We start from the raw sequence: 18,511 nt of genomic DNA on the forward strand, positions 1-18,511 counted from the left end.
TTAATCGATCAATTGAGCGTCTTTGAGCGCGCCGATGGCAGTGAGCCAACGCGGATCCTGACGATAGTCGGTGCTGGCAAACGCCTGTCCGCGCATCCGCGCAATGCGCGCGGACGGTTTGACCTTCATCCGTTGTGCAGCGCTCAGGGCCAGTTCGGCCGCAGCACGGTCGTTGCACACCAGGCCCATGTCGCAACCAGCGCTGAGCGCGGCCTCGATACGGCTGGCGGCGTCACCGACCACGTGGGCGCCGGCCATCGACAGGTCGTCGCTGAAGATCACACCGTCAAATTGCAACTCGCCGCGCAGGATGTCCTGCAACCAGCGGCGGGAGAAACCGGCAGGCTGCGAATCGACTTGCGGATAAATCACATGCGCCGGCATCACCGCCGCCAGTTGCTTGCTGAGCCTGGCGAACGGCACGAGGTCGTTGGCGCGGATTTCGTCGAGACTGCGCTCGTCGTTCGGGATGGCCACGTGGGAGTCGGCTTCAGCCCAGCCATGACCGGGGAAATGCTTTCCGGTGGCAGCCATGCCGGCGCTGTTCATGCCGCGGATAAACGCTCCGGCAAGCAATGCGGCGCGCTCGGGGTCACCCTCGAACGACCGGGTGCCGACCACGGCGCTGCGCTGGTAGTCCAGGTCCAGCACCGGGGCGAAACTCAGGTCGAGGCCGACCGCCAGCACCTCAGTGGCCATGATCCAGCCGCATTGCTCGGCGAGGTATTCGGCATTCGGATTGTCAGCAATGGCGCGCATCGCCGGCAAGCGCACAAAGCCCTGACGCAAGCGCTGCACACGACCACCCTCCTGGTCCACCGCCAGCAACAGGTCCGGGCGAATGGCGCGAATCGCGGCGCTCAACTCCCGCACCTGGCGCGGATGCTCGATATTACGGGCAAAAATGATCAGGCCGCCCACTTCGGGCTGGCGCAACAATTGGCGATCCTCGGCCGTCAGCCAGGTACCGGCGACGTCCACCATCAACGAGCCTTGCAGGCCAGCAGTCATAGAGATTCCTTGAAAACGAAAAACCCGTCCCGCACGACATCGCCACCGAGGGCAGTGCCCGGCAGGTTGGCGATGGTCATGGGAAACGGGTTCAGAACGAGAGTCGACATGGGCGGCTAGCTTAGCGGATGTAAACTGCCGCGCCCACCCGTGCGCGGTTAAACCTTGGCGGCCACCGGGGTCGATTTGCTGCGGGGGCGAAGTTGGGCTGTCGCCATCGCAGGGTCGGTGACACCGGTTTCGGCGCGCATGCCGGCAGCGAGGAACGGCACCATCAGGCGCATCACCTGCTCGATCGAGGTGTTGACGCCGAAATCGGTCTCGGCAATCGCACGCAAGGCCTTGATCCCCGACATGCTGAACGCCGCCGCACCGAGCATGAAGTGCACGCGCCAGAACAGCTCGATAGGCGGAATCCGTGGGGCTGCCTCATTGACCAGCAGCATGTAACGGCGGAACACCTTGCCGTACATGTCTTCCAGATAACGACGCAGGTGGCCCTGGCTCTGACTGAACGCCAGGCCCAGCAAGCGCATGAAGATCGACAGGTCATTACCGCTGCGTGGCTGCACCACCAGCGCCTGCTCAACGAGGATCTCCAGCAGTTCTTCAAGCGTCGGCTTGTTTTCAGGTTTGGCCTGACGCCGCTCCAGCTCTTTATCGAGGCTGATGCAGAACGGCCCGAGGAAGCGCGAGAACACTGCCTGGATCAGGGCTTTCTTGGAGCCGAAATGATAGTTCACCGCAGCCAGGTTGACGCCGGCCTTGCTGGTGATCAAACGCAATGAGGTTTCCGCGAAACCTTTCTCCGCGAACAACTGTTCGGCAGCATCAAGAATGCGTTCAACGGTTTCCGACTGGGCCATGGCTACTCCGCCTGACAAACACTTGTTTGAAACATACGTTTCAGCCTGTGCCTTGTCAAGCCTGCCAGTTCGTTTTGGGAATGGTCGGTCAGCTATTTAACCACACTCACCCGCGCCATTAATAAGCGTGGCCGCCGACCGTCCGGCGGCCTGCAAAAAAACGGGCATTGCCAAGACCGCTTCACTGTATATAATCCCAGTCACTGTATAAAAAGACAGAGCGATCAATATGCTAAAGCTGACGCCACGCCAAGCCGAGATTCTGGCCTTTATCAAACGTTGCCTTGAAGACAACGGCTACCCGCCAACCCGCGCGGAAATCGCTCAGGAGCTGGGCTTCAAATCGCCGAACGCGGCTGAAGAACACCTCAAGGCGCTCGCCCGCAAAGGCGCCATCGAGATGACCCCAGGCGCCTCGCGCGGCATTCGCATCCCGGGCTTCGAAGCCAAGGCTGACGACTCCACCCTGCCGATCATTGGCCGGGTCGCCGCCGGCGCACCGATCCTCGCCCAGCAGCACATCGAAGAATCCTGCAACATCAACCCGGCCTTCTTCCATCCCCGCGCCGACTATCTGCTGCGCGTGCACGGCATGAGCATGAAGGACATCGGCATTTTCGACGGTGACCTGCTGGCGGTGCATACCACCCGCGAGGCACGCAATGGCCAGGTCGTGGTTGCACGTATCGGTGACGAAGTCACCGTCAAGCGCTTCAAGCGTGAAGGCAGCAAGGTCTGGCTGATTGCCGAAAACCCCGAGTTCGCCCCTATTGAAGTGGACCTGAAAGATCAGGAACTGGTGATCGAAGGCTTGAGTGTCGGCGTAATCCGCCGCTAAAGGAGGCTTTATGCAGTTCCCACACACACCTCAGCAAACACAACTGCCTTTATTCGAAGCGTTTCTGGCACAACCGATGGCGCCGACCCTGAAAGACGCGGTCGAGCGCCCCTGGATTGCCGAACCGGAAGTATTCAGTGAGCTGTCACTGCGCGGTGCAGCAGGGAACTGCCTGAACCTGCTCGCCCCGATCCTTCGCGAACTGAGCGAGGATCAGGACGCACGCTGGCTGACACTGATAGCCCCGCCTGCCAGCCTGACCCAGACCTGGCTGCGCGAGGCCGGCCTGAACCGCGAACGCATCCTGCTGCTGCAGCCACGGGGCGCGCAAAGCGCTCAGCAACTGGCGTGTGAAGCACTGCGCCTGGGTCGCAGCCACACGGTCGTGACCTGGCTCAACCCGCTGAACACCGGCTCACGGCAACAACTGATCAGCGCTGCCCGCATAGGCGACGCGCAGAGCTTGAACATTCGATTGGGTTGATTCACTTGTAACGCGCGCTGTGTGAAGCGCATGGCTTCTCCAGGGACAGAGAAGCCGACTTGATACAGTACCGGCTAACGCCGAAAGGCAGGGGATCAGTGAAGAACCCGCGGCCCCTCTTCCTTATCAAATTCGCCTTCAACCATACGACCGGCCATCTGCACGCCGACGCTCAACATCGCCTTGGCGATTTCCACGTGCTGGCCTTGCAGGAACGCCTTGGCATCCTCGGAGAAATCCAGCGTCACCAGAGAACCCTCGTCCTCAGCCCTGCGCAGTTCGATTCGGCCGTCTGGTAACTCGACAATTTCTAGAAAGGACGTTGGCATATAGGTCTGTTCTCCACGAAAGGCAGGGATTATATAGACATCATTCGGGCTTCGCTCGGGATCTTGACCAGCAGCATGTTTCAGATTGCCACCGTGTCAATTGTCTTCAGCATTCGTTCAAGCCTTCGCGAAAACGAATGGCCAGCCCCTTGAGATTCTGCCGCCAGCTCTCCAACTCTTCGCGACTCAACTCCTGCGGCGCCTCCTCTTCATCCAGATTAACGGCCTGAATCAATGGCTGTGTCACATCACCCTTTGGCTTGTGTGGCACCCGTGGTGGCTGGAACAGCGCCGAATGTGCCGCCAACAGTTTCGCCAGCCAGGTTTCAGGATTGCCGGCCAGCTCAACCATCTCCGCCAACTCAGGGATCGCAATCGATTCCAGAACCTCACGAGTCAGAAGCGTTTCTGCCCGCGGCGCATTAGCCTGAGGCAAACGGTAGAAACCGGCGATCTCATGACACAGCCCCAAAAGCGCTCCGTAAAGGTGGAACAACGCCGATTCACGCCCTGCCTGAATCAACGCCAACGAGTTCATCGCCCGGCCTTCTTCGGCGCGAGCCAGGGCTTCCAGCGACAGGCCGGCAAAATAGATCTTCTGATTGGTGCGGGTATAGAGTTCGTACGCCATGCCGGCAGTCTCCACAACGAAATAATTGCGTCACACAGGCCGGACAGTGTCATGGATCAGCCGATCCCACCGCAAGCACAAAACAAAAAGGCCGCATGAAAACCCGAGGGTCATCATGCGGCCTTTTGTGTATCGGACTAGCGCTTACTCAGCCTTGGCTTTCGTGCGCTTGTCTTCAACGGTCCACTTGCCACCGTCGTAGTAAGCTTTCCAGCCGGTAGGCTTGCCGTCGACCTCGGTCTGCACGTATTGCTCCTTGGTCTTGCGGCTGTAGCGGATAACGGCTGGCAGACCATCAGGATCCTTCTGCGGCGCTTCGCACAGGAAGTGATACTTCGGATCGATCTCGTCCTTGTGCGGCAGAATTTCGATCACCAGCGGAGCACGGGTCTCACGATTTTTCGGGAACTGGCTGGCTGCCAGGAACAGACCGGACGCACCGTCGCGCAGGATGTAGGTGTCGTTGACCTTTTCGCATTTCAGCTCAGGCATCTTCACCGGGTCCATCTTCGGCGGCGCCGCATCACCGCTCTTGAGCAGTTTGCGGGTGTTTTTGCACGTCGGGTTGGTGCACCCGAAGAACTTGCCGAAACGGCCAGTCTTGAGCTGCATCTCGCTGCCGCACTTGTCGCATTCCAGGCTCGGGCCTTCGTAGCCCTTGATGCGATAGCTGCCTTCTTCGATTTCGTAGCCAGCGCAATCCGGGTTGTTACCGCAGATGTGCAGCTTGCGCTTCTCGTCGAGCAGGTAAGCGTCCATCGCCGTGCTGCAGATCGGGCAGCGATGCTTGCCACGCAGTACCAACGATTCCGACTCGCCTTCGTCGTCTGCGGCAATCTCGTCGCCCGGCACCAGATTGACAGTGGCCTTGCAGCGCTCTTTCGGCGGCAGGCTGTAGCCCGAGCAACCGAGGAACACACCGGTCGATGCAGTACGGATCTGCATCGGACGACCGCACGTGGTGCAAGGAATGTCGGTCATGACCGGCTGGTTGGCACGCATGCCGCTATCCGGGTTTTCGGCTACTTCGAGTTTCTTTTTGAAATCGCCGTAGAACTCGTCCAGCACGTTTTTCCAGTCGCGCTCGCCCTGGGCCACGTCATCGAGGTTCTCTTCCATGCCGGCAGTGAAGCCGTAGTCCATCAGGTTCGAGAAGCTCTCCGACAAACGCTCGGTGACGATGTCACCCATCTTTTCCGAATAAAAACGACGGTTGTGCAGGGTCACATAGCCGCGATCCTGAATGGTCGAAATGATCGCAGCGTAGGTCGAAGGACGACCGATACCGCGCTTTTCCATTTCCTTGACCAGGCTGGCTTCGGAGTAGCGTGCCGGCGGCTTGGTGAAGTGCTGGGACGGATCAAGCTTGATCAACTTCATCACGTCGCCCTGCGCCATGTCCGGCAGAACGTCGTCATCGCCAGGCTTGGCGATCTGCGGCATCACGCGGGTGTAACCGTCGAACTTCAGAATACGGCCCTTGGCACGCAGCTCGAAGTCGCCAGCACCTACGCTGACAGTGGTCGACAGGTATTGCGCCGGCAGCATCTGGCAAGCGAGGAACTGGCGCCAGATCAGCTCGTAGAGGCGCTCGGCATCACGCTCCATGCCTGCAAGCTTGCTCGGTGTGGTGTTGGCGTCGGAAGGACGAATCGCTTCGTGAGCCTCCTGTGCGCCTTCTTTGCTGCTGTAGACGTTTGGCGTTTCCGGCAGGTACTTCTTGCCGAACTCGTCTTCGATGTAGGTACGCGCCATCGCCACGGCATCGGCCGAGAGGTTGGTCGAGTCGGTACGCATATAAGTGATGTAGCCGGCTTCGTACAGACGCTGGGCCATCATCATGGTTTTCTTCACGCCGAAGCCCAGGCGGTTACTCGCGGCCTGCTGCAGGGTGGACGTGATGAACGGCGCCGAAGGCTTGCTGCTTGTCGGCTTGTCTTCGCGCTTGACGATGCTGTAGCTGGAAGACTTGAGCTTCTCCAGCGCGGCCATGGCCTGAGCTTCGTTGAGCGGCTTGAAGGCTTCGCCTTTCTCGCGAGCTACTTCGAAACGCACGGTCGAGCCTTTGGCGGTGCCGAGGTCAGCGTGAACTTCCCAGTACTCTTCCGGGTTGAACGCACGGATTTCACGCTCACGCTCGACTACCAGCTTCACGGCAACCGATTGCACGCGGCCGGCGGACAGGCCACGGGCGATTTTCGACCACAGCAGTGGCGAAACCATGTAACCCACGACGCGGTCAAGGAAGCGACGCGCCTGCTGAGCGTTTACACGATCGATGTCCAGTTCGCCAGGCTCGGAGAAGGCTTCCTGAATCGCCTTCTTGGTGATCTCGTTGAACACCACGCGCTTGTAGCGGCTGTCGTCACCACCGATGGCTTCGCGCAGGTGCCAGGCAATGGCTTCCCCCTCGCGATCCAAGTCGGTTGCGAGATAGATGGTGTCAGCATCTTTGGCGAGCCGGCGCAGCTCTTCGATGACCTTCTCCTTGCCCGGGAGGATCTCGTACTTGGCTTTCCAGCCATGATCGGGATCGACACCCATGCGCGAGACCAGCTGCTTGCGCGCCTTCTCTTTAGGGGAGAGCACCGGACCTTCGCCCGCGGCAGCCTTACCGCGCTTGGCGGCTGGCTCTTTGCTGGCGCTAGCCGAACCGCTGGTGGGCAGGTCTCGGATATGGCCGATACTCGACTTCACCACGTATTGGTTACCCAGATACTTGTTGATGGTCTTGGCCTTAGCCGGGGATTCCACAATGACCAGCGATTTGCCCATGGATCAGAAAATTCCTGAATTCTAGAAGTGAAAGGCGGTTGGCGCCTGACGCGGCACCGCTATATATAGTTGATACAAGGTGAGGTCAAGCACAGGGTTCTGTGCGCACTCGCCTTATGCCTTGGAAAAAAGGCTCGGTTCGGCTTGCACCAAAGCAAAGCGTGGCACCTGCTCGCCGTCAACCTCGACCGACTCGACAAACATGCTCAAAGGGCGCACCCAAAAGCCGTAATCCCCATACAGGGCTTGGTAAAAGACCACTTCTTCTTCGGTCTCGGAATGCCGCGCGACACTGAATACGCGGTACTGCGGACCTTTGTAATGTTGGTAGAGCCCAGGTTGTATCGGCATGTTTTGGCCCTCACTCAATTTTTTTCAAAATAAATACAAAAATAAATCCACAAAAACAAAAACCGGGGCACTTGGCCCCGGCTTCCATCGACGAGACGCTTAAACGCGTTCGAAGACGGTGGAGATGCCTTGGCCGAGACCAATGCACATAGTGGCCACCCCGAAGGTGCCGCTATTCTGCTTCATCACGTTCAGCAAGGTGCCGGAGATACGGGCACCGGAGCAACCGAACGGGTGACCCAGGGCGATCGCGCCGCCGTGCAGGTTAACCTTCTCGTTCATCTTGTCGAGTACTTTCAGATCTTTCAGCACTGGCAGGGCCTGTGCGGCGAAAGCTTCGTTGAGCTCGAAGAAGTCGATATCGTTGATGCCAAGGCCCGCACGCTTCAGGGCTTTTTGAGTAGCCGGCACTGGACCATAGCCCATGATCGCCGGATCCACACCCGCCACTGCCATCGAACGGATCACGGCCATCGGCTGGATCCCCAGGTCCTGAGCACGCTGCGCCGACATCACGATCATGCACGAAGCACCATCGGTGATTTGCGACGAAGTACCGGCTGTCACGGTGCCGCCCTTTGGATTGAAGGCAGGCTTGAGGGCCGCCAGACTTTCCAGGGTGGTTTCCGGACGAATGGTTTCGTCGTAGTCGAACAGCTTCAGGAAGCCGTTTTCGTCGTAGCCCTGCATCGGGATGATTTCGTCTTTGAACTTGCCTTCCACAGTCGCTTTGTGGGCGAGTTGGTGGGAGCGCACGCCAAAGGCATCCTGCTGCTCACGGGTGATGCCATGCATCTTGCCCAGCATTTCTGCGGTCAGGCCCATCATGCCCGAAGCTTTCGCCGCGTACAGCGACATGTGCGGGTTCGGATCGACGCCGTGCATCATGCTGACGTGCCCCATATGCTCGACGCCGCCAACCACGAACACGTCACCGTTACCGGTCATGATCGCTTGCGCAGCCGTGTGCAGCGCACTCATCGACGAGCCGCACAGGCGGCTGACAGTCTGGCCGGCCGAAGTGTGTGGGATCTGGGTCATCAGCGACGCCATGCGCGCGATGTTCCAGCCCTGCTCCAGGGTCTGGTTGACGCAGCCCCAGATCACGTCCTCGACTTCAGCAGGATCGACCTTGGTGTTGCGTTCCAGCAATTTGCTGATCAGGTGCGCCGACATGTCTTCGGCGCGGGTGTTGCGGTGCATGCCGCCCTTGGAGCGGCCCATCGGAGTACGACCGAAGTCGACAATCACGACGTCTCTAGGATTCAAGCTCATAAGTTCACTCTCACTCTAGTTGGGGGCGCTTAACCGAAGAAGCTCTGGCCGTTTTTGGCCATCTCACGCAGCTTCGCGGTCGGGTGGTACAGCGCGCCCAAATCAGCGTACTGGTCAGCCAGGGCAACGAACTCGGCAACACCGATCGAATCGATGTAGCGCAGCGCACCGCCACGGAATGGAGGGAAACCGATACCGTAGACCAGACCCATGTCGGCTTCGGCGGCGGTTTCAACGATGCCGTCTTCCAGGCAGCGCACGGTTTCCAGGCACAGCGGGATCATCATCCAGTTGATGATGTCTTCGTCAGTGACTTCGCGCTGCTCGTAAACGATCGGCTTGAGCACTTCCAGCACCGACGGATCAGCGACTTTCTTCTGCTTGCCTTTCTTGTCAGCCTCGTAGGCGTAAAAGCCCTTGCCGTTCTTCTGGCCCAGGCGCTTGGCTTCGTAAAGCACGTCGATGGCCGAACGACGGTCATCCTTCATACGATCCGGGAAGCCTTCAGCCATTACGTCACGACCATGGTGGCCGGTGTCGATGCCGACCACGTCCATCAGGTACGCCGGGCCCATCGGCCAGCCGAATTTTTCCATGACCTTGTCGATACGGACGAAGTCCACACCGGCGCTGACCAGTTTGGCGAAACCGCCGAAGTACGGGAACAGCACACGGTTGACCAGGAAGCCCGGGCAGTCGTTGACGACGATCGGGTTCTTGCCCATTTTCTTGGCGTAGGCAACGGTGGTGGCAACAGCCAGCTCGCTGGACTTCTCGCCACGGATCACTTCCACCAGTGGCATCATGTGCACCGGGTTGAAGAAGTGCATGCCGACGAAGTTTTCCGGACGCTTGAGGGCCTTGGCCAGCAGGCTGATGGAAATGGTCGAGGTGTTGGACGCGAGGATTGTGTCCTCTTTGACCTGACCTTCAACTTCAGCCAGCACGGCTTGCTTGACCTTCGGGTTCTCGACCACAGCTTCGACAACCAGATCGACGTGACCGAAGTCGCCGTAGGACAGGGTCGGACGAATACCGTTGAGCACTTCAGCCATTTTCGCAGCGGTCATGCGGCCCTTGTCAACGCGGCCAACCAGCAGTTTGGCGGCTTCGGCCAGACCCTGCTCGATACCGTGCTCGTTGATGTCCTTCATCAGGATCGGCGTACCTTTGGAGGCCGACTGATAAGCGATACCGCCACCCATGATGCCAGCGCCCAATACAGCGGCCTGTTTCACATCTTTGGCGATTTCGTCGTAGGCCTTGGCCTTTTTCTTCAATTCCTGATCGTTCAGGAACAAACCGATCAAGCTCTGCGCGGCAGAGGTCTTGGCCAGTTTGACGAAACCGGCGGCTTCGACTTCCAGCGCTTTGTCACGACCGAAGTTCGCGGCTTTCTGGATGGTTTTGATCGCTTCAACCGGCGCCGGGTAGTTCGGGCCAGCCTGGCCTGCCACGAAACCTTTGGCGGTTTCGAAAGCCATCATTTGTTCAATGGCGTTCAGCTTGAGTTTTTCAAGTTTCGGCTGACGCTTGGCCTTGAAGTCGAACTCGCCGGAGATGGCGCGTTTGATCAGTTCAAGGGCAGCTTCCTGCAGCTTCTCTGGAGCAACCACGGCGTCGACGGCGCTGACTTTCAGGGCGTCTTCAGGGCGGTTTTCCTTGCCGGCGGCAATCCATTCGATGGCGTTGTCGACACCGATCAGACGTGGCAGACGCACAGTACCGCCGAAGCCTGGGTAGATGCCCAGTTTGACTTCCGGCAGACCGATCTTGGCCTTGGTCGACATGACGCGATAGTCAGCTGCCAGGCACATTTCCAGACCGCCACCCAGGGCAATGCCGTTGATCGCGGCCACGGTCGGAACGTTGAGGTCTTCGAAATCGCTGAAGATCTTGTTGGCTTCGAGATTGCCAGCAACCAGCTCGGCATCCGGCAGCTTGAAGTTGTCGACAAATTCGGTGATGTCGGCGCCGACGATGAATACGTCCTTGCCACTGCTGACGATCACGCCCTTGATCGAAGCATCTGCCTTGATGGTGTCTACGGCCTGACGCAGTTCGTTCAGGGTAAGACGGTTGAACTTGTTGACGGACTCACCCTTGAGGTCGAATTTCAATTCGACGATGCCACTTTCAAGAGCTTTAACCGTGATGGCTTTACCTTCGTAAATCATCAACTGATCTCCACGATATGGAAGCTGAACAGTACACGTCGGACGCAGGTAAATGGCTCGGCAGGACGCTTTTTCGTCGATGCTGACGCCAATCCACCCGGCACACCCGCCAACGCGATAGTCGGGATTCTGTAGGAGCAGTCTGTAAGACAAACGCTCAATTCATACGCCCGTTTGATTTGGGTACGTCACCTTCACGGAATTTCCAGCAATTGTCAATCGCCCAAAATACGGGTTGAAATGCGACTTTGCGGTCACTTCCGTCGCATACAGAGCTGCAACACGGCGCTGCATGCAAAGCCATTCATAGAATCAATAGTTAGAAAAGTCGCCCTAATTCACCGCGGGCCTTGTTTAACAGGCTACGCTGGCTGGACTACAGGGAGATTCGCTGACCGCGCAAAGTCGAGTCAGCGATAAAAACAGTTACCGGCCTGCCTGGCCACCCCGCCCGATGAATCATGTCGGGCTTTTTATTGCTCGTCTGCCGGACGCTCCCCACCCTTGCAGTGGGAAAAGTCCGTGAGTCATGCCAGCGCTTTCAGAGTCGCGTCGATATCCTGCAAGACCGTGGCCTCACCCTTCTCGCCCCAGTACAAGGCGATCATTTGCTTGTCGGCCTCGACCTTGAAGACATTGCCTGGCAATTTTTCGAAATGATTGAGCAGCGCCCGGTCTTCGCAGACTTCCTGCCATTGATTGACCCACACCCCCGGCGATTTCTGCCAATAGGTCCAGCACGCCGGCTGACTGCCACGCCGCGGTCGATGGTATTGCGCACACGGGCTCGGGGGCTCCTGAGACAGCCAGTGCGGCCACTCCTGAGGCGCCAGTTGCATGGCCAGCCCGATGCGCCGCGCCTCCATGCGCAGGGCCATACGGCCGCTCTGCACGCGCGATGGGCGCAACCATGCCAGTGGACTCAGAACCACCAGCAGGATTGACACCACCAACCAGACCGTCATATCTCTACTCCCGACTTATAGGTAAGCGCATTGTGTCACTTTGGAACCAATGCGCTTGAAACCAGCCATACTTAACAATATTGAACTGTCACGAGGAGCACCTCATGCCCTACTCCCACATCCTGGTCGCCGTAGATCTGACCGAAGAGTGCGACCCAGTGATCCACCGCGCCCGAGAGCTGTCGGTGAGCAATGGCGCCAAGCTGTCGCTGGTGCATATCGTCGAACCGATGGCCATGGCGTTCGGCGGCGATGTGCCAATGGATCTGTCACAACTGCAACAGCAACAGTTCGATCAGGCCAAGGAGCGCCTTGAGCGCCTGAAACTCAAATACACCGAGCTTGAAGGCGCCAACTGCCATCTGACCTACGGCCAGCCACGCCAGGAGATCCACCACTTCGCCAAGGAGCAACTGTGTGACCTGATCGTGGTCGGCAGCCATGGCCGTCACGGCTTGGCGCTGCTGCTGGGTTCGACCGCGAATGATGTGCTGCACGGAGCGCCATGCGACGTACTCGCCGTACACCTGGTCAAACGCTGAAACACATGAACCGGTGGAAGCCGGATTGCTCGCGAAAGCGTCGGCGCACCTTCCATTGATCTCGGCCGACACAACGCCTTCGCGAGCAAGCCTGTTCCACATTTGATCTACCTTGGCCTGTAGATCGCATTGCATATGAAAAGCCCGGCGCTCATCACTGAGCGCCGGGCTTTTTTGTTAGCGGATCAATCAGGCATCCAGCTCGGCCCAACGCTCCACCAATGCATCAAGCTCAGCCTGCAACTGCTCAAGCGAAGCAATCACCTTGGCAGTCTCGGCCGCTGGGCGCTGGTAGAAGCCGGCTTCGGCCATTTCAGCCTCGACGGCAGCAATCTGCTGCTCCTTGGCGTCGATGTCACCCGGCAACGCTTCCAACTCGCGCTGCAGCTTGTAGCTCAGCTTCTTCTTGGCGGCGGGGGCAGCAGCAGGTGCAGCAACTGGCGCAGGCTCAGCGGTGACCACCGCCGAATTCAGGTCAGCCTTGCCGGACTTGCTCTCGGTCACGCCCAGCAGGCGCGGCGAGCCGCCCTGACGGATCCAGTCCTGATAGCCACCGACGTATTCACGAACCTTGCCTTCACCTTCGAAGACCAGCGTGCTGGTGACCACGTTGTCGAGGAATGCCCGGTCGTGGCTGACCATCAGCACAGTGCCGTTGAAGGTCAGCAGCACTTCTTCGAGCAGTTCGAGGGTTTCCACGTCGAGGTCGTTGGTCGGTTCATCGAGCACCAGCAGGTTCGCCGGTTTGCTGAACAGTTTCGCCAACAGCAAGCGCGCACGCTCGCCGCCGGACAACGCCTTCACCGGCGTGCGGGCACGCTGCGGGCTGAACAGGAAGTCACCGAGGTAGCTCAGCACGTGGCGGCTCTGGCCGTCGATGTCGATGAAGTCACGACCTTCGGCGACGTTATCGATCACGGTTTTTTCCAGGTCCAGCTGATGGCGCAACTGGTCGAAGTAGGCCACGTCAATCCGGGTGCCCTCTTCCACTTTGCCGCTGGTCGGTTGCAGACCGTTGAGCATCAGTTTCAACAGGGTGGTCTTGCCGGTACCGTTAGCGCCCAGCAGTCCGATACGGTCGCCGCGCTGCAGGACCATCGAGAAGTCCTTGATCAGGAACGGGCCGTCCGGGTGATGGAAGCTGACATTTTCCAACACCATCACTTGCTTGCCGGACTTGTCAGCAGTTTCCAGCTGAATGTTGGCCTTGCCGGTGCGTTCGCGACGCTCGCTGCGCTCAACACGCAGGGCTTTCAAGGCGCGCACGCGGCCTTCGTTACGGGTACGACGGGCCTTGATGCCCTGACGGATCCAAACTTCTTCCTGAGCCAGACGCTTGTCGAACAGCGCGTTGGCGGTTTCTTCAGCGGCCAGAGCGGCTTCTTTGTGCACAAGGAAACTGGCGTAGTCGCCGTTCCAGTCGATCAGGCCGCCGCGATCCAGTTCGAGGATGCGCGTGGCAAGGTTTTGCAGGAAGGAACGGTCGTGCGTGATGAACAGCACGGCGCCCTGGAAATCCTTCAGCGCTTCTTCGAGCCAGGCAATCGCACCGATGTCCAGGTGGTTGGTCGGTTCGTCGAGCAGCAGCAGATCCGGTTCGGACACCAGCGCCTGTGCCAGCAGCACGCGACGACGCCAGCCGCCGGACAACTCGGCGAGGGTCTTGTCGGCAGGCAGTTGCAGGCGGCTCAGTGTGCTGTCGACCAGGGTCTGTAAACGCCAGCCGTCACGGGCTTCGAGGTCGTGCTGAACGTGCATCAGCTTGTCCAGATCGGCGTCGGTGACGATGTTCTGGCTCAGGTGATGATATTCGGCGAGCAAGGCGCCAACGCCATCGAGGCCCTCGGCAACCACGTCGAACACGGTCCGCTCGTCGGCCACCGGCAATTCTTGCGGCAATTCGCCGATTTTCAGACCGGGGGCACGCCACACCGAGCCGTCATCGGGCTTCTGGTCGCCCTTGACCAGTTTCATCATGCTGGACTTGCCAGTGCCGTTGCGGCCGATGATGCACACCCGCTCACCACGGGCGATCTGCCAGGACACCTTGTCCAACAACGGCATCGCGCCGAATGCAAGGGACACATCGCTGAATTTGAGCAGGGTCATGAGCTTCTCCAAAAACCGGGCGCGCATTCTACCTGAGTTAGGCCCTCAACAGGCCGGCAATTTGTCTGCCGAAGCACTCTGCACAACATTTGTTGCGAACTTGTGCTGCGAGACCCGCAAAGCTTTCGCCCGTTGCTGGCAAAAGGCTAAGCTACAGACAATTCAGTGCTGGCCACGGCCGGTGCTTGTCATGATTTCTCTGCCCGGATGTCTCATGCGCAGTCGCCTTTTCAGTGTCTTGTCCTGTTTGCTACTTACCGCCGCTGCCGCTCAATCCGCCCAGGCGGTGGACCTGTCCACCCAACGCCAGTATTACGATGAAGCCAAGCGCGCCCTGGCCAAGGGCGATACCGGCCCGTACTTCCGTTACAGCCAGGCCCTGGCCGATTATCCGCTGGAGCCTTACCTGGCTTACGACGAACTGACCGCGCGCCTGAAGTCCGCGAGCAATGCCGAGATCGAGAAGTTCCTCGCCGAGCACGGTGACCTGCCCCAGGCCAACTGGATGAAGCTGCGCTGGTTGCGCTGGCTCGCCGACCGTGGCGACTGGGCAACCTTCGTCAAGTATTACGACCCGAAACTCAATTTCACCGAACTGGACTGCCTCAACGCGCAATACCAGATCAGCAGCGGCCACAAGGCCGAGGGTTACGCCAACGCCGACAAACTGTGGCTGACCGGCAAATCACAACCGGCAGCCTGTGACGCGCTGTTCGGCATCTGGGCCGCCGACGGTCAGTTGACCGAACAGAAACGCTGGGAACGCACGAAACTCGCCGCCCAGGCGCGCAACTATCCACTCGCCAACAGCCTGGTCAACGGCCTGACCACCCTCGCCCCGCGCGGTCGCCTGCTGGTGGATGTGGCGCAGAAGCCAGAGTTGCTGAATCAGCCGTCGCGTTTCACCCCGGCAGATGAACCAATGTCCGACGTGGTCAGCCTCGGCCTGCGCCGTCTCGCCCGTCAGGATCCGGACAAGGCCATGGCCCTGCTCGACGGTTACGCCAGCAGCATGCACTTCTCCCGTGACGAGAAAGTCGCGATCGCCCGGGAAATCGGCCTGACCCTGGCCCGGCGTTTCGACAGCCGCGCGCTGGACGTGATGACCAAATACGACCCGGAACTGCGCGACAACACCGTTTCCGAATGGCGCCTGCGCCTGCTGTTGCGCCTGGCACGCTGGGACGATGCCTATCAGTTGACCCGTCGCCTGCCGCAGGATCTGGCGACCACCAACCGCTGGCGTTACTGGCAGGCCCGCAGCCTGGAACTGGCGCAGCCACAGAACCCGGAAGCGCAGACGCTGTACAAGAATCTGGCGAAGGAACGTGACTTCTACGGTTTCCTCGCCGCTGACCGCTCGCAACTGCCCTACTCGCTGGTCAACAAGCCGCTGGTACTCAGCCAGGCGACCATCAACAAGGTGCGCAACACCCCCGGCGTGCGTCGCGCCCTGGAATTCCATGCCCGTGGACAGATCGTCGACGGTCGCCGCGAGTGGTACCACGTCAGCCGTCATTTCAACCGTGACGAAATGGTTGCGCAGGCCAAACTGGCCTACGACCTGAAGTGGTACTTCCCGGCGATCCGCACCATCAGTCAGGCGCAATACTGGGACGATCTGGACATCCGCTTCCCGATGGCGCACCGCGACACCCTCGTGCGTGAAGCCAAGGTCCGTGGCCTGCATTCCAGCTGGGTATTCGCCATCACCCGTCAGGAAAGCGCCTTTATGGACGACGCCCGCTCCGGCGTCGGCGCCAGCGGCCTGATGCAACTGATGCCGGGCACCGCCAAGGAAACTGCGCGCAAATTCAGCATCCCGCTGGCCTCGCCGCAGCAAGTGCTCGATCCGGACAAAAACATCCAGCTCGGCGCCGCGTACCTGAGTCAGGTACACAGCCAGTTCAACGGCAACCGCGTACTTGCCTCCGCCGCCTACAACGCCGGCCCCGGCCGCGTGCGCCAGTGGCTGCGCGGCGCCGATCACCTGAGTTTCGACGTGTGGGTGGAAAGCATCCCGTTCGACGAAACCCGTCAGTACGTGCAGAACGTGCTGTCTTACTCGGTGATCTACGGGCAGAAACTCAACTCGCCGCAACCGCTGGTGGATTGGCATGAGCGGTATTTTGATGATCAGTGATTACATGGCTGACACCGAGTAACAAAAAATGCCCTTATCGCAAGATAAGGGCATTTTTTATAGGCGCCATCGGGTCGGTTACTTAGTCGATTACAGGTTCGGTGACCGAGTTCGTTGTAGCGCTCTGACCATCATTGAACTGCAACGCCGCCAGCCGCGCATACAGCGGGTTGCTCACGATCAGCTCCTGATGCGTACCGATTGCCACCAGTTTGCCCTGATCCATCACTGCGATCCGGTCGGCGTTTTTCACCGTGGCCAGACGATGCGCGATCACCAGCGTGGTGCGGTTTTGCATCAAGCTGGGCAAGGCTTCCTGGATCAAGTGTTCGCTCTGCGCATCGAGGGCGCTGGTGGCTTCGTCGAGCAACAGGATCGGCGCATCCACCAACAACGCACGGGCAATCGCCAGGCGCTGACGCTGGCCGCCCGAAAGGCCGAGGCCGCCATCGCCCAGATGCGTCTGGTAACCGTTGGGCATTTTCTCGATGAAGTCATGGGCGTGGGCGATCCGCGCGGCGTCCTTGACCTGCTCCAGCGTTGCGCCCGCATTACCGTAACGGATATTTTCTTCGACACTGCCAAAAAACAGCGCCGGCGATTGCGAGACCAAGGCAAAGTTGCGACGCAGATCCAGCGGGTCAAGGCTGGTCAGTGGCACGCCGTCAATCAGGATCTGCCCCTCAATCGGGTCGTAGAAACGCAACAACAGGTCGTACACCGTGGACTTGCCGGCACCGGATGGCCCCACCAGCGCCAGCGTCTCGCCGGCCTTGATAGTCAGATTCAAGCCGTTGACGGCGTAGCCCTCCGGACGCGACGGGTAGGAAAAGCGCACATCCTGCAATTGCAGTTCGCCCCTGATGCGCTCCGGCAAGGTCACCAGCCCGGTGGTCGGGGGCAGGATGATGTTCTGCGAACCCAGCAGTTCGGCGATGCGCTCGGCGGCACCCGCCGCACGTTGCAGCTCGCCGATCACCTCGCTCAAGGTGCCGATCGCACTGCCGACGATCAGGCTGTAAAAGACGAACGCAGCCAGTTCGCCACCGGTGATGCGGCCGGCAATCACGTCCATGCCGCCGACCCACAACATCACCGCGACCGCGCCCAGTACCAACACGATCACCATGGTGATCATCCATGAGCGCTGAAAAATACGCTTGCGTGCCGTATCGAACGCATCCTCGACCGTCGCGGCGAAACGTCGCTCATCCTGCACCTGATGGTTGTAGGCCTGCACGGTCTTGATCTGACCGAGGGTTTCGGAAACATAGCTGCCGATATCGGCAACCCGGTCCTGACTCAACCGCGACAGATTGCGCACCCGCCGACCGAAAATCAGTATCGGGGCAACCACGAACGGCAACGCAATCACCACGATGCTGGTGAGTTTGGCGTTGGTCACGAACAGCAGCACGACGCCGCCGATGACCATCAGCAGGTTGCGCAGAAACATCGAGAGTGAAGAGCCGATCACCGATTGCAGCAACGTGGTGTCGGCGGTCAGCCGCGACTGAATCTCCGAACTGCGGTTGTTCTCGTAGAAACCGGGGTGCAAGTACACCAGATGGTTGAACACCTCGCGCCGGATATCGGCCACGCAGCGCTCACCGATCCAGGACACCCAGTAAAACCGCGCGAACGTGCCGATCGCCAAGCCAAGCACCATCAACATGAAGATGCCGATGCTCTGGTTCAACTGGTGCGGCGACTGGGTCATGAAACCCCGATCGACCAGCAACTTGATCCCCTGCCCCATCGACAACGTGACAGCGGCGGTGACGATCAACGCCAGCAGCGCACCGATGACTTGCCAGCGGTAAGGGGCCAGAAATCGACTGGTCAGACGCAGAGCGCGACGGTGTCGTGAAGAAAGCTTCGGGGTCATTCAGGTACACATCCGTGTTGGTGAAAGGGCTAGCCTAAACCTTCTATGGGGCGGAACTCTGTAAATCACAATGAGTCAGGTTAAATATGCCCCCAAAGACTAGGCCATAGTTGCTATTGGTCTAATG

15 protein-coding genes are annotated in these 18,511 nt (G+C 59.4%); 4 read left to right on the forward strand and 11 right to left on the reverse strand.

From position 1 onward, the window contains the following. A complete protein-coding gene (nagZ, locus tag AC0J41_RS16995) occupies positions 1–1,011 on the reverse strand; it encodes a beta-N-acetylhexosaminidase (RefSeq protein ID WP_025111059.1) in 1,011 nt (336 codons plus the stop codon). Positions 1,012–1,169: 158 nt separating this feature from the next. Next, a complete protein-coding gene (locus AC0J41_RS17000) occupies positions 1,170–1,877 on the reverse strand; it encodes a TetR/AcrR family transcriptional regulator (protein ID WP_007961819.1) in 708 nt (235 codons plus the stop codon). Between the two features lie 229 nt (positions 1,878–2,106). On the opposite strand from AC0J41_RS17000, the gene lexA reads away from it, so the two are divergent. Both lexA and sulA read left to right on the forward strand, forming a co-directional pair. Further along, positions 2,107–2,715, forward strand: a complete 609-nt coding sequence (lexA, locus tag AC0J41_RS17005) for a transcriptional repressor LexA (protein ID WP_003226590.1) — start codon at positions 2,107–2,109, stop codon at positions 2,713–2,715. 10 nt (positions 2,716–2,725) lie between these two features. Continuing rightward, positions 2,726–3,199 carry an SOS-induced cell division inhibitor SulA gene (gene sulA, locus AC0J41_RS17010; protein WP_473013112.1) on the forward strand — a complete coding sequence of 158 codons (474 nt, stop codon included), beginning with the start codon at positions 2,726–2,728 and terminating at the stop codon, positions 3,197–3,199. Positions 3,200–3,294: 95 nt separating this feature from the next. On the opposite strand, the gene AC0J41_RS17015 is transcribed toward sulA, so the two are convergent. The 7 genes from AC0J41_RS17015 to AC0J41_RS17045 form a co-directional block, all read right to left on the reverse strand. Next, complete coding sequence (locus AC0J41_RS17015) at positions 3,295–3,528, reverse strand: hypothetical protein (RefSeq protein WP_003226592.1); 234 nt, start codon at positions 3,526–3,528, stop codon at positions 3,295–3,297. A 106-nt stretch (positions 3,529–3,634) separates the two neighbouring features. Then, positions 3,635–4,159 carry a DUF6586 family protein gene (locus AC0J41_RS17020; protein WP_473013113.1) on the reverse strand — a complete coding sequence of 175 codons (525 nt, stop codon included), beginning with the start codon at positions 4,157–4,159 and terminating at the stop codon, positions 3,635–3,637. 144 nt (positions 4,160–4,303) lie between these two features. After that, positions 4,304–6,934 (reverse strand): type I DNA topoisomerase, encoded by a 2,631-nt coding sequence (topA, locus tag AC0J41_RS17025; RefSeq protein ID WP_473013114.1) that lies wholly within the window; start codon positions 6,932–6,934, stop codon positions 4,304–4,306. A 114-nt stretch (positions 6,935–7,048) separates the two neighbouring features. Continuing rightward, on the reverse strand, positions 7,049–7,285 hold the full coding sequence (locus AC0J41_RS17030) for a DUF1653 domain-containing protein (protein ID WP_007961814.1): 237 nt from the start codon (positions 7,283–7,285) through the stop codon (positions 7,049–7,051). Between the two features lie 99 nt (positions 7,286–7,384). After that, positions 7,385–8,560 (reverse strand): acetyl-CoA C-acyltransferase FadA, encoded by a 1,176-nt coding sequence (gene fadA, locus AC0J41_RS17035; RefSeq protein ID WP_025111054.1) that lies wholly within the window; start codon positions 8,558–8,560, stop codon positions 7,385–7,387. 29 nt (positions 8,561–8,589) lie between these two features. Then, entirely contained in the window at positions 8,590–10,737 is a 2,148-nt protein-coding gene (gene fadB / locus AC0J41_RS17040) for a fatty acid oxidation complex subunit alpha FadB (protein WP_473013115.1), read from the reverse strand. A gap of 527 nt (positions 10,738–11,264) precedes the next feature. Next, complete coding sequence (locus AC0J41_RS17045) at positions 11,265–11,702, reverse strand: hypothetical protein (RefSeq protein WP_025111052.1); 438 nt, start codon at positions 11,700–11,702, stop codon at positions 11,265–11,267. Between the two features lie 104 nt (positions 11,703–11,806). Here AC0J41_RS17045 and AC0J41_RS17050 point away from each other — a divergent pair, with 104 nt between their 5' ends. Continuing rightward, on the forward strand, positions 11,807–12,244 hold the full coding sequence (locus AC0J41_RS17050) for a universal stress protein (protein ID WP_025111051.1): 438 nt from the start codon (positions 11,807–11,809) through the stop codon (positions 12,242–12,244). 189 nt (positions 12,245–12,433) lie between these two features. Here the strand turns inward: AC0J41_RS17050 and AC0J41_RS17055 are convergent, their stop codons facing one another. Next, entirely contained in the window at positions 12,434–14,353 is a 1,920-nt protein-coding gene (locus AC0J41_RS17055; protein ID WP_025111050.1) for an ATP-binding cassette domain-containing protein, read from the reverse strand. 214 nt (positions 14,354–14,567) lie between these two features. On the opposite strand from AC0J41_RS17055, the gene AC0J41_RS17060 reads away from it, so the two are divergent. Beyond that, positions 14,568–16,496 carry a transglycosylase SLT domain-containing protein gene (locus AC0J41_RS17060; RefSeq protein WP_025111049.1) on the forward strand — a complete coding sequence of 643 codons (1,929 nt, stop codon included), beginning with the start codon at positions 14,568–14,570 and terminating at the stop codon, positions 16,494–16,496. An 82-nt stretch (positions 16,497–16,578) separates the two neighbouring features. Here the strand turns inward: AC0J41_RS17060 and AC0J41_RS17065 are convergent, their stop codons facing one another. Continuing rightward, the gene (locus AC0J41_RS17065) at positions 16,579–18,384 is read right to left on the reverse strand and encodes an ABC transporter transmembrane domain-containing protein (RefSeq protein ID WP_473013116.1); all 1,806 of its coding nucleotides are present in this window, start codon (positions 18,382–18,384) and stop codon (positions 16,579–16,581) included. Positions 18,385–18,511: the final 127 nt, after the last annotated feature.

The sequence above is a fragment of the Pseudomonas sp. Arb-4-2C genome, assembly GCF_055755015.1.

Excerpts from the sequence above, each read along its gene's own strand:
- AC0J41_RS17030 (WP_007961814.1), bottom strand. The coding sequence starts at position 7,285 with ATGCCGATACAACCTGGGCTCTACCAACATTACAAAGGTCCGCAGTAC.
- topA (WP_473013114.1), bottom strand. The coding sequence starts at position 6,934 with ATGGGCAAATCGCTGGTCATTGTGGAATCCCCGGCTAAGGCCAAGACC.
- lexA (WP_003226590.1), top strand. The coding sequence starts at position 2,107 with ATGCTAAAGCTGACGCCACGCCAAGCCGAGATTCTGGCCTTTATCAAA.
- AC0J41_RS17065 (WP_473013116.1), bottom strand. The coding sequence starts at position 18,384 with ATGACCCCGAAGCTTTCTTCACGACACCGTCGCGCTCTGCGTCTGACC.
- fadB (WP_473013115.1), bottom strand. The coding sequence starts at position 10,737 with ATGATTTACGAAGGTAAAGCCATCACGGTTAAAGCTCTTGAAAGTGGC.
- AC0J41_RS17015 (WP_003226592.1), bottom strand. The coding sequence starts at position 3,528 with ATGCCAACGTCCTTTCTAGAAATTGTCGAGTTACCAGACGGCCGAATC.
- fadA (WP_025111054.1), bottom strand. The coding sequence starts at position 8,560 with ATGAGCTTGAATCCTAGAGACGTCGTGATTGTCGACTTCGGTCGTACT.
- nagZ (WP_025111059.1), bottom strand. The coding sequence starts at position 1,011 with ATGACTGCTGGCCTGCAAGGCTCGTTGATGGTGGACGTCGCCGGTACC.
- AC0J41_RS17020 (WP_473013113.1), bottom strand. The coding sequence starts at position 4,159 with ATGGCGTACGAACTCTATACCCGCACCAATCAGAAGATCTATTTTGCC.
- AC0J41_RS17000 (WP_007961819.1), bottom strand. The coding sequence starts at position 1,877 with ATGGCCCAGTCGGAAACCGTTGAACGCATTCTTGATGCTGCCGAACAG.
- AC0J41_RS17050 (WP_025111051.1), top strand. The coding sequence starts at position 11,807 with ATGCCCTACTCCCACATCCTGGTCGCCGTAGATCTGACCGAAGAGTGC.
- sulA (WP_473013112.1), top strand. The coding sequence starts at position 2,726 with ATGCAGTTCCCACACACACCTCAGCAAACACAACTGCCTTTATTCGAA.
- AC0J41_RS17055 (WP_025111050.1), bottom strand. The coding sequence starts at position 14,353 with ATGACCCTGCTCAAATTCAGCGATGTGTCCCTTGCATTCGGCGCGATG.
- AC0J41_RS17060 (WP_025111049.1), top strand. The coding sequence starts at position 14,568 with ATGCGCAGTCGCCTTTTCAGTGTCTTGTCCTGTTTGCTACTTACCGCC.
- AC0J41_RS17045 (WP_025111052.1), bottom strand. The coding sequence starts at position 11,702 with ATGACGGTCTGGTTGGTGGTGTCAATCCTGCTGGTGGTTCTGAGTCCA.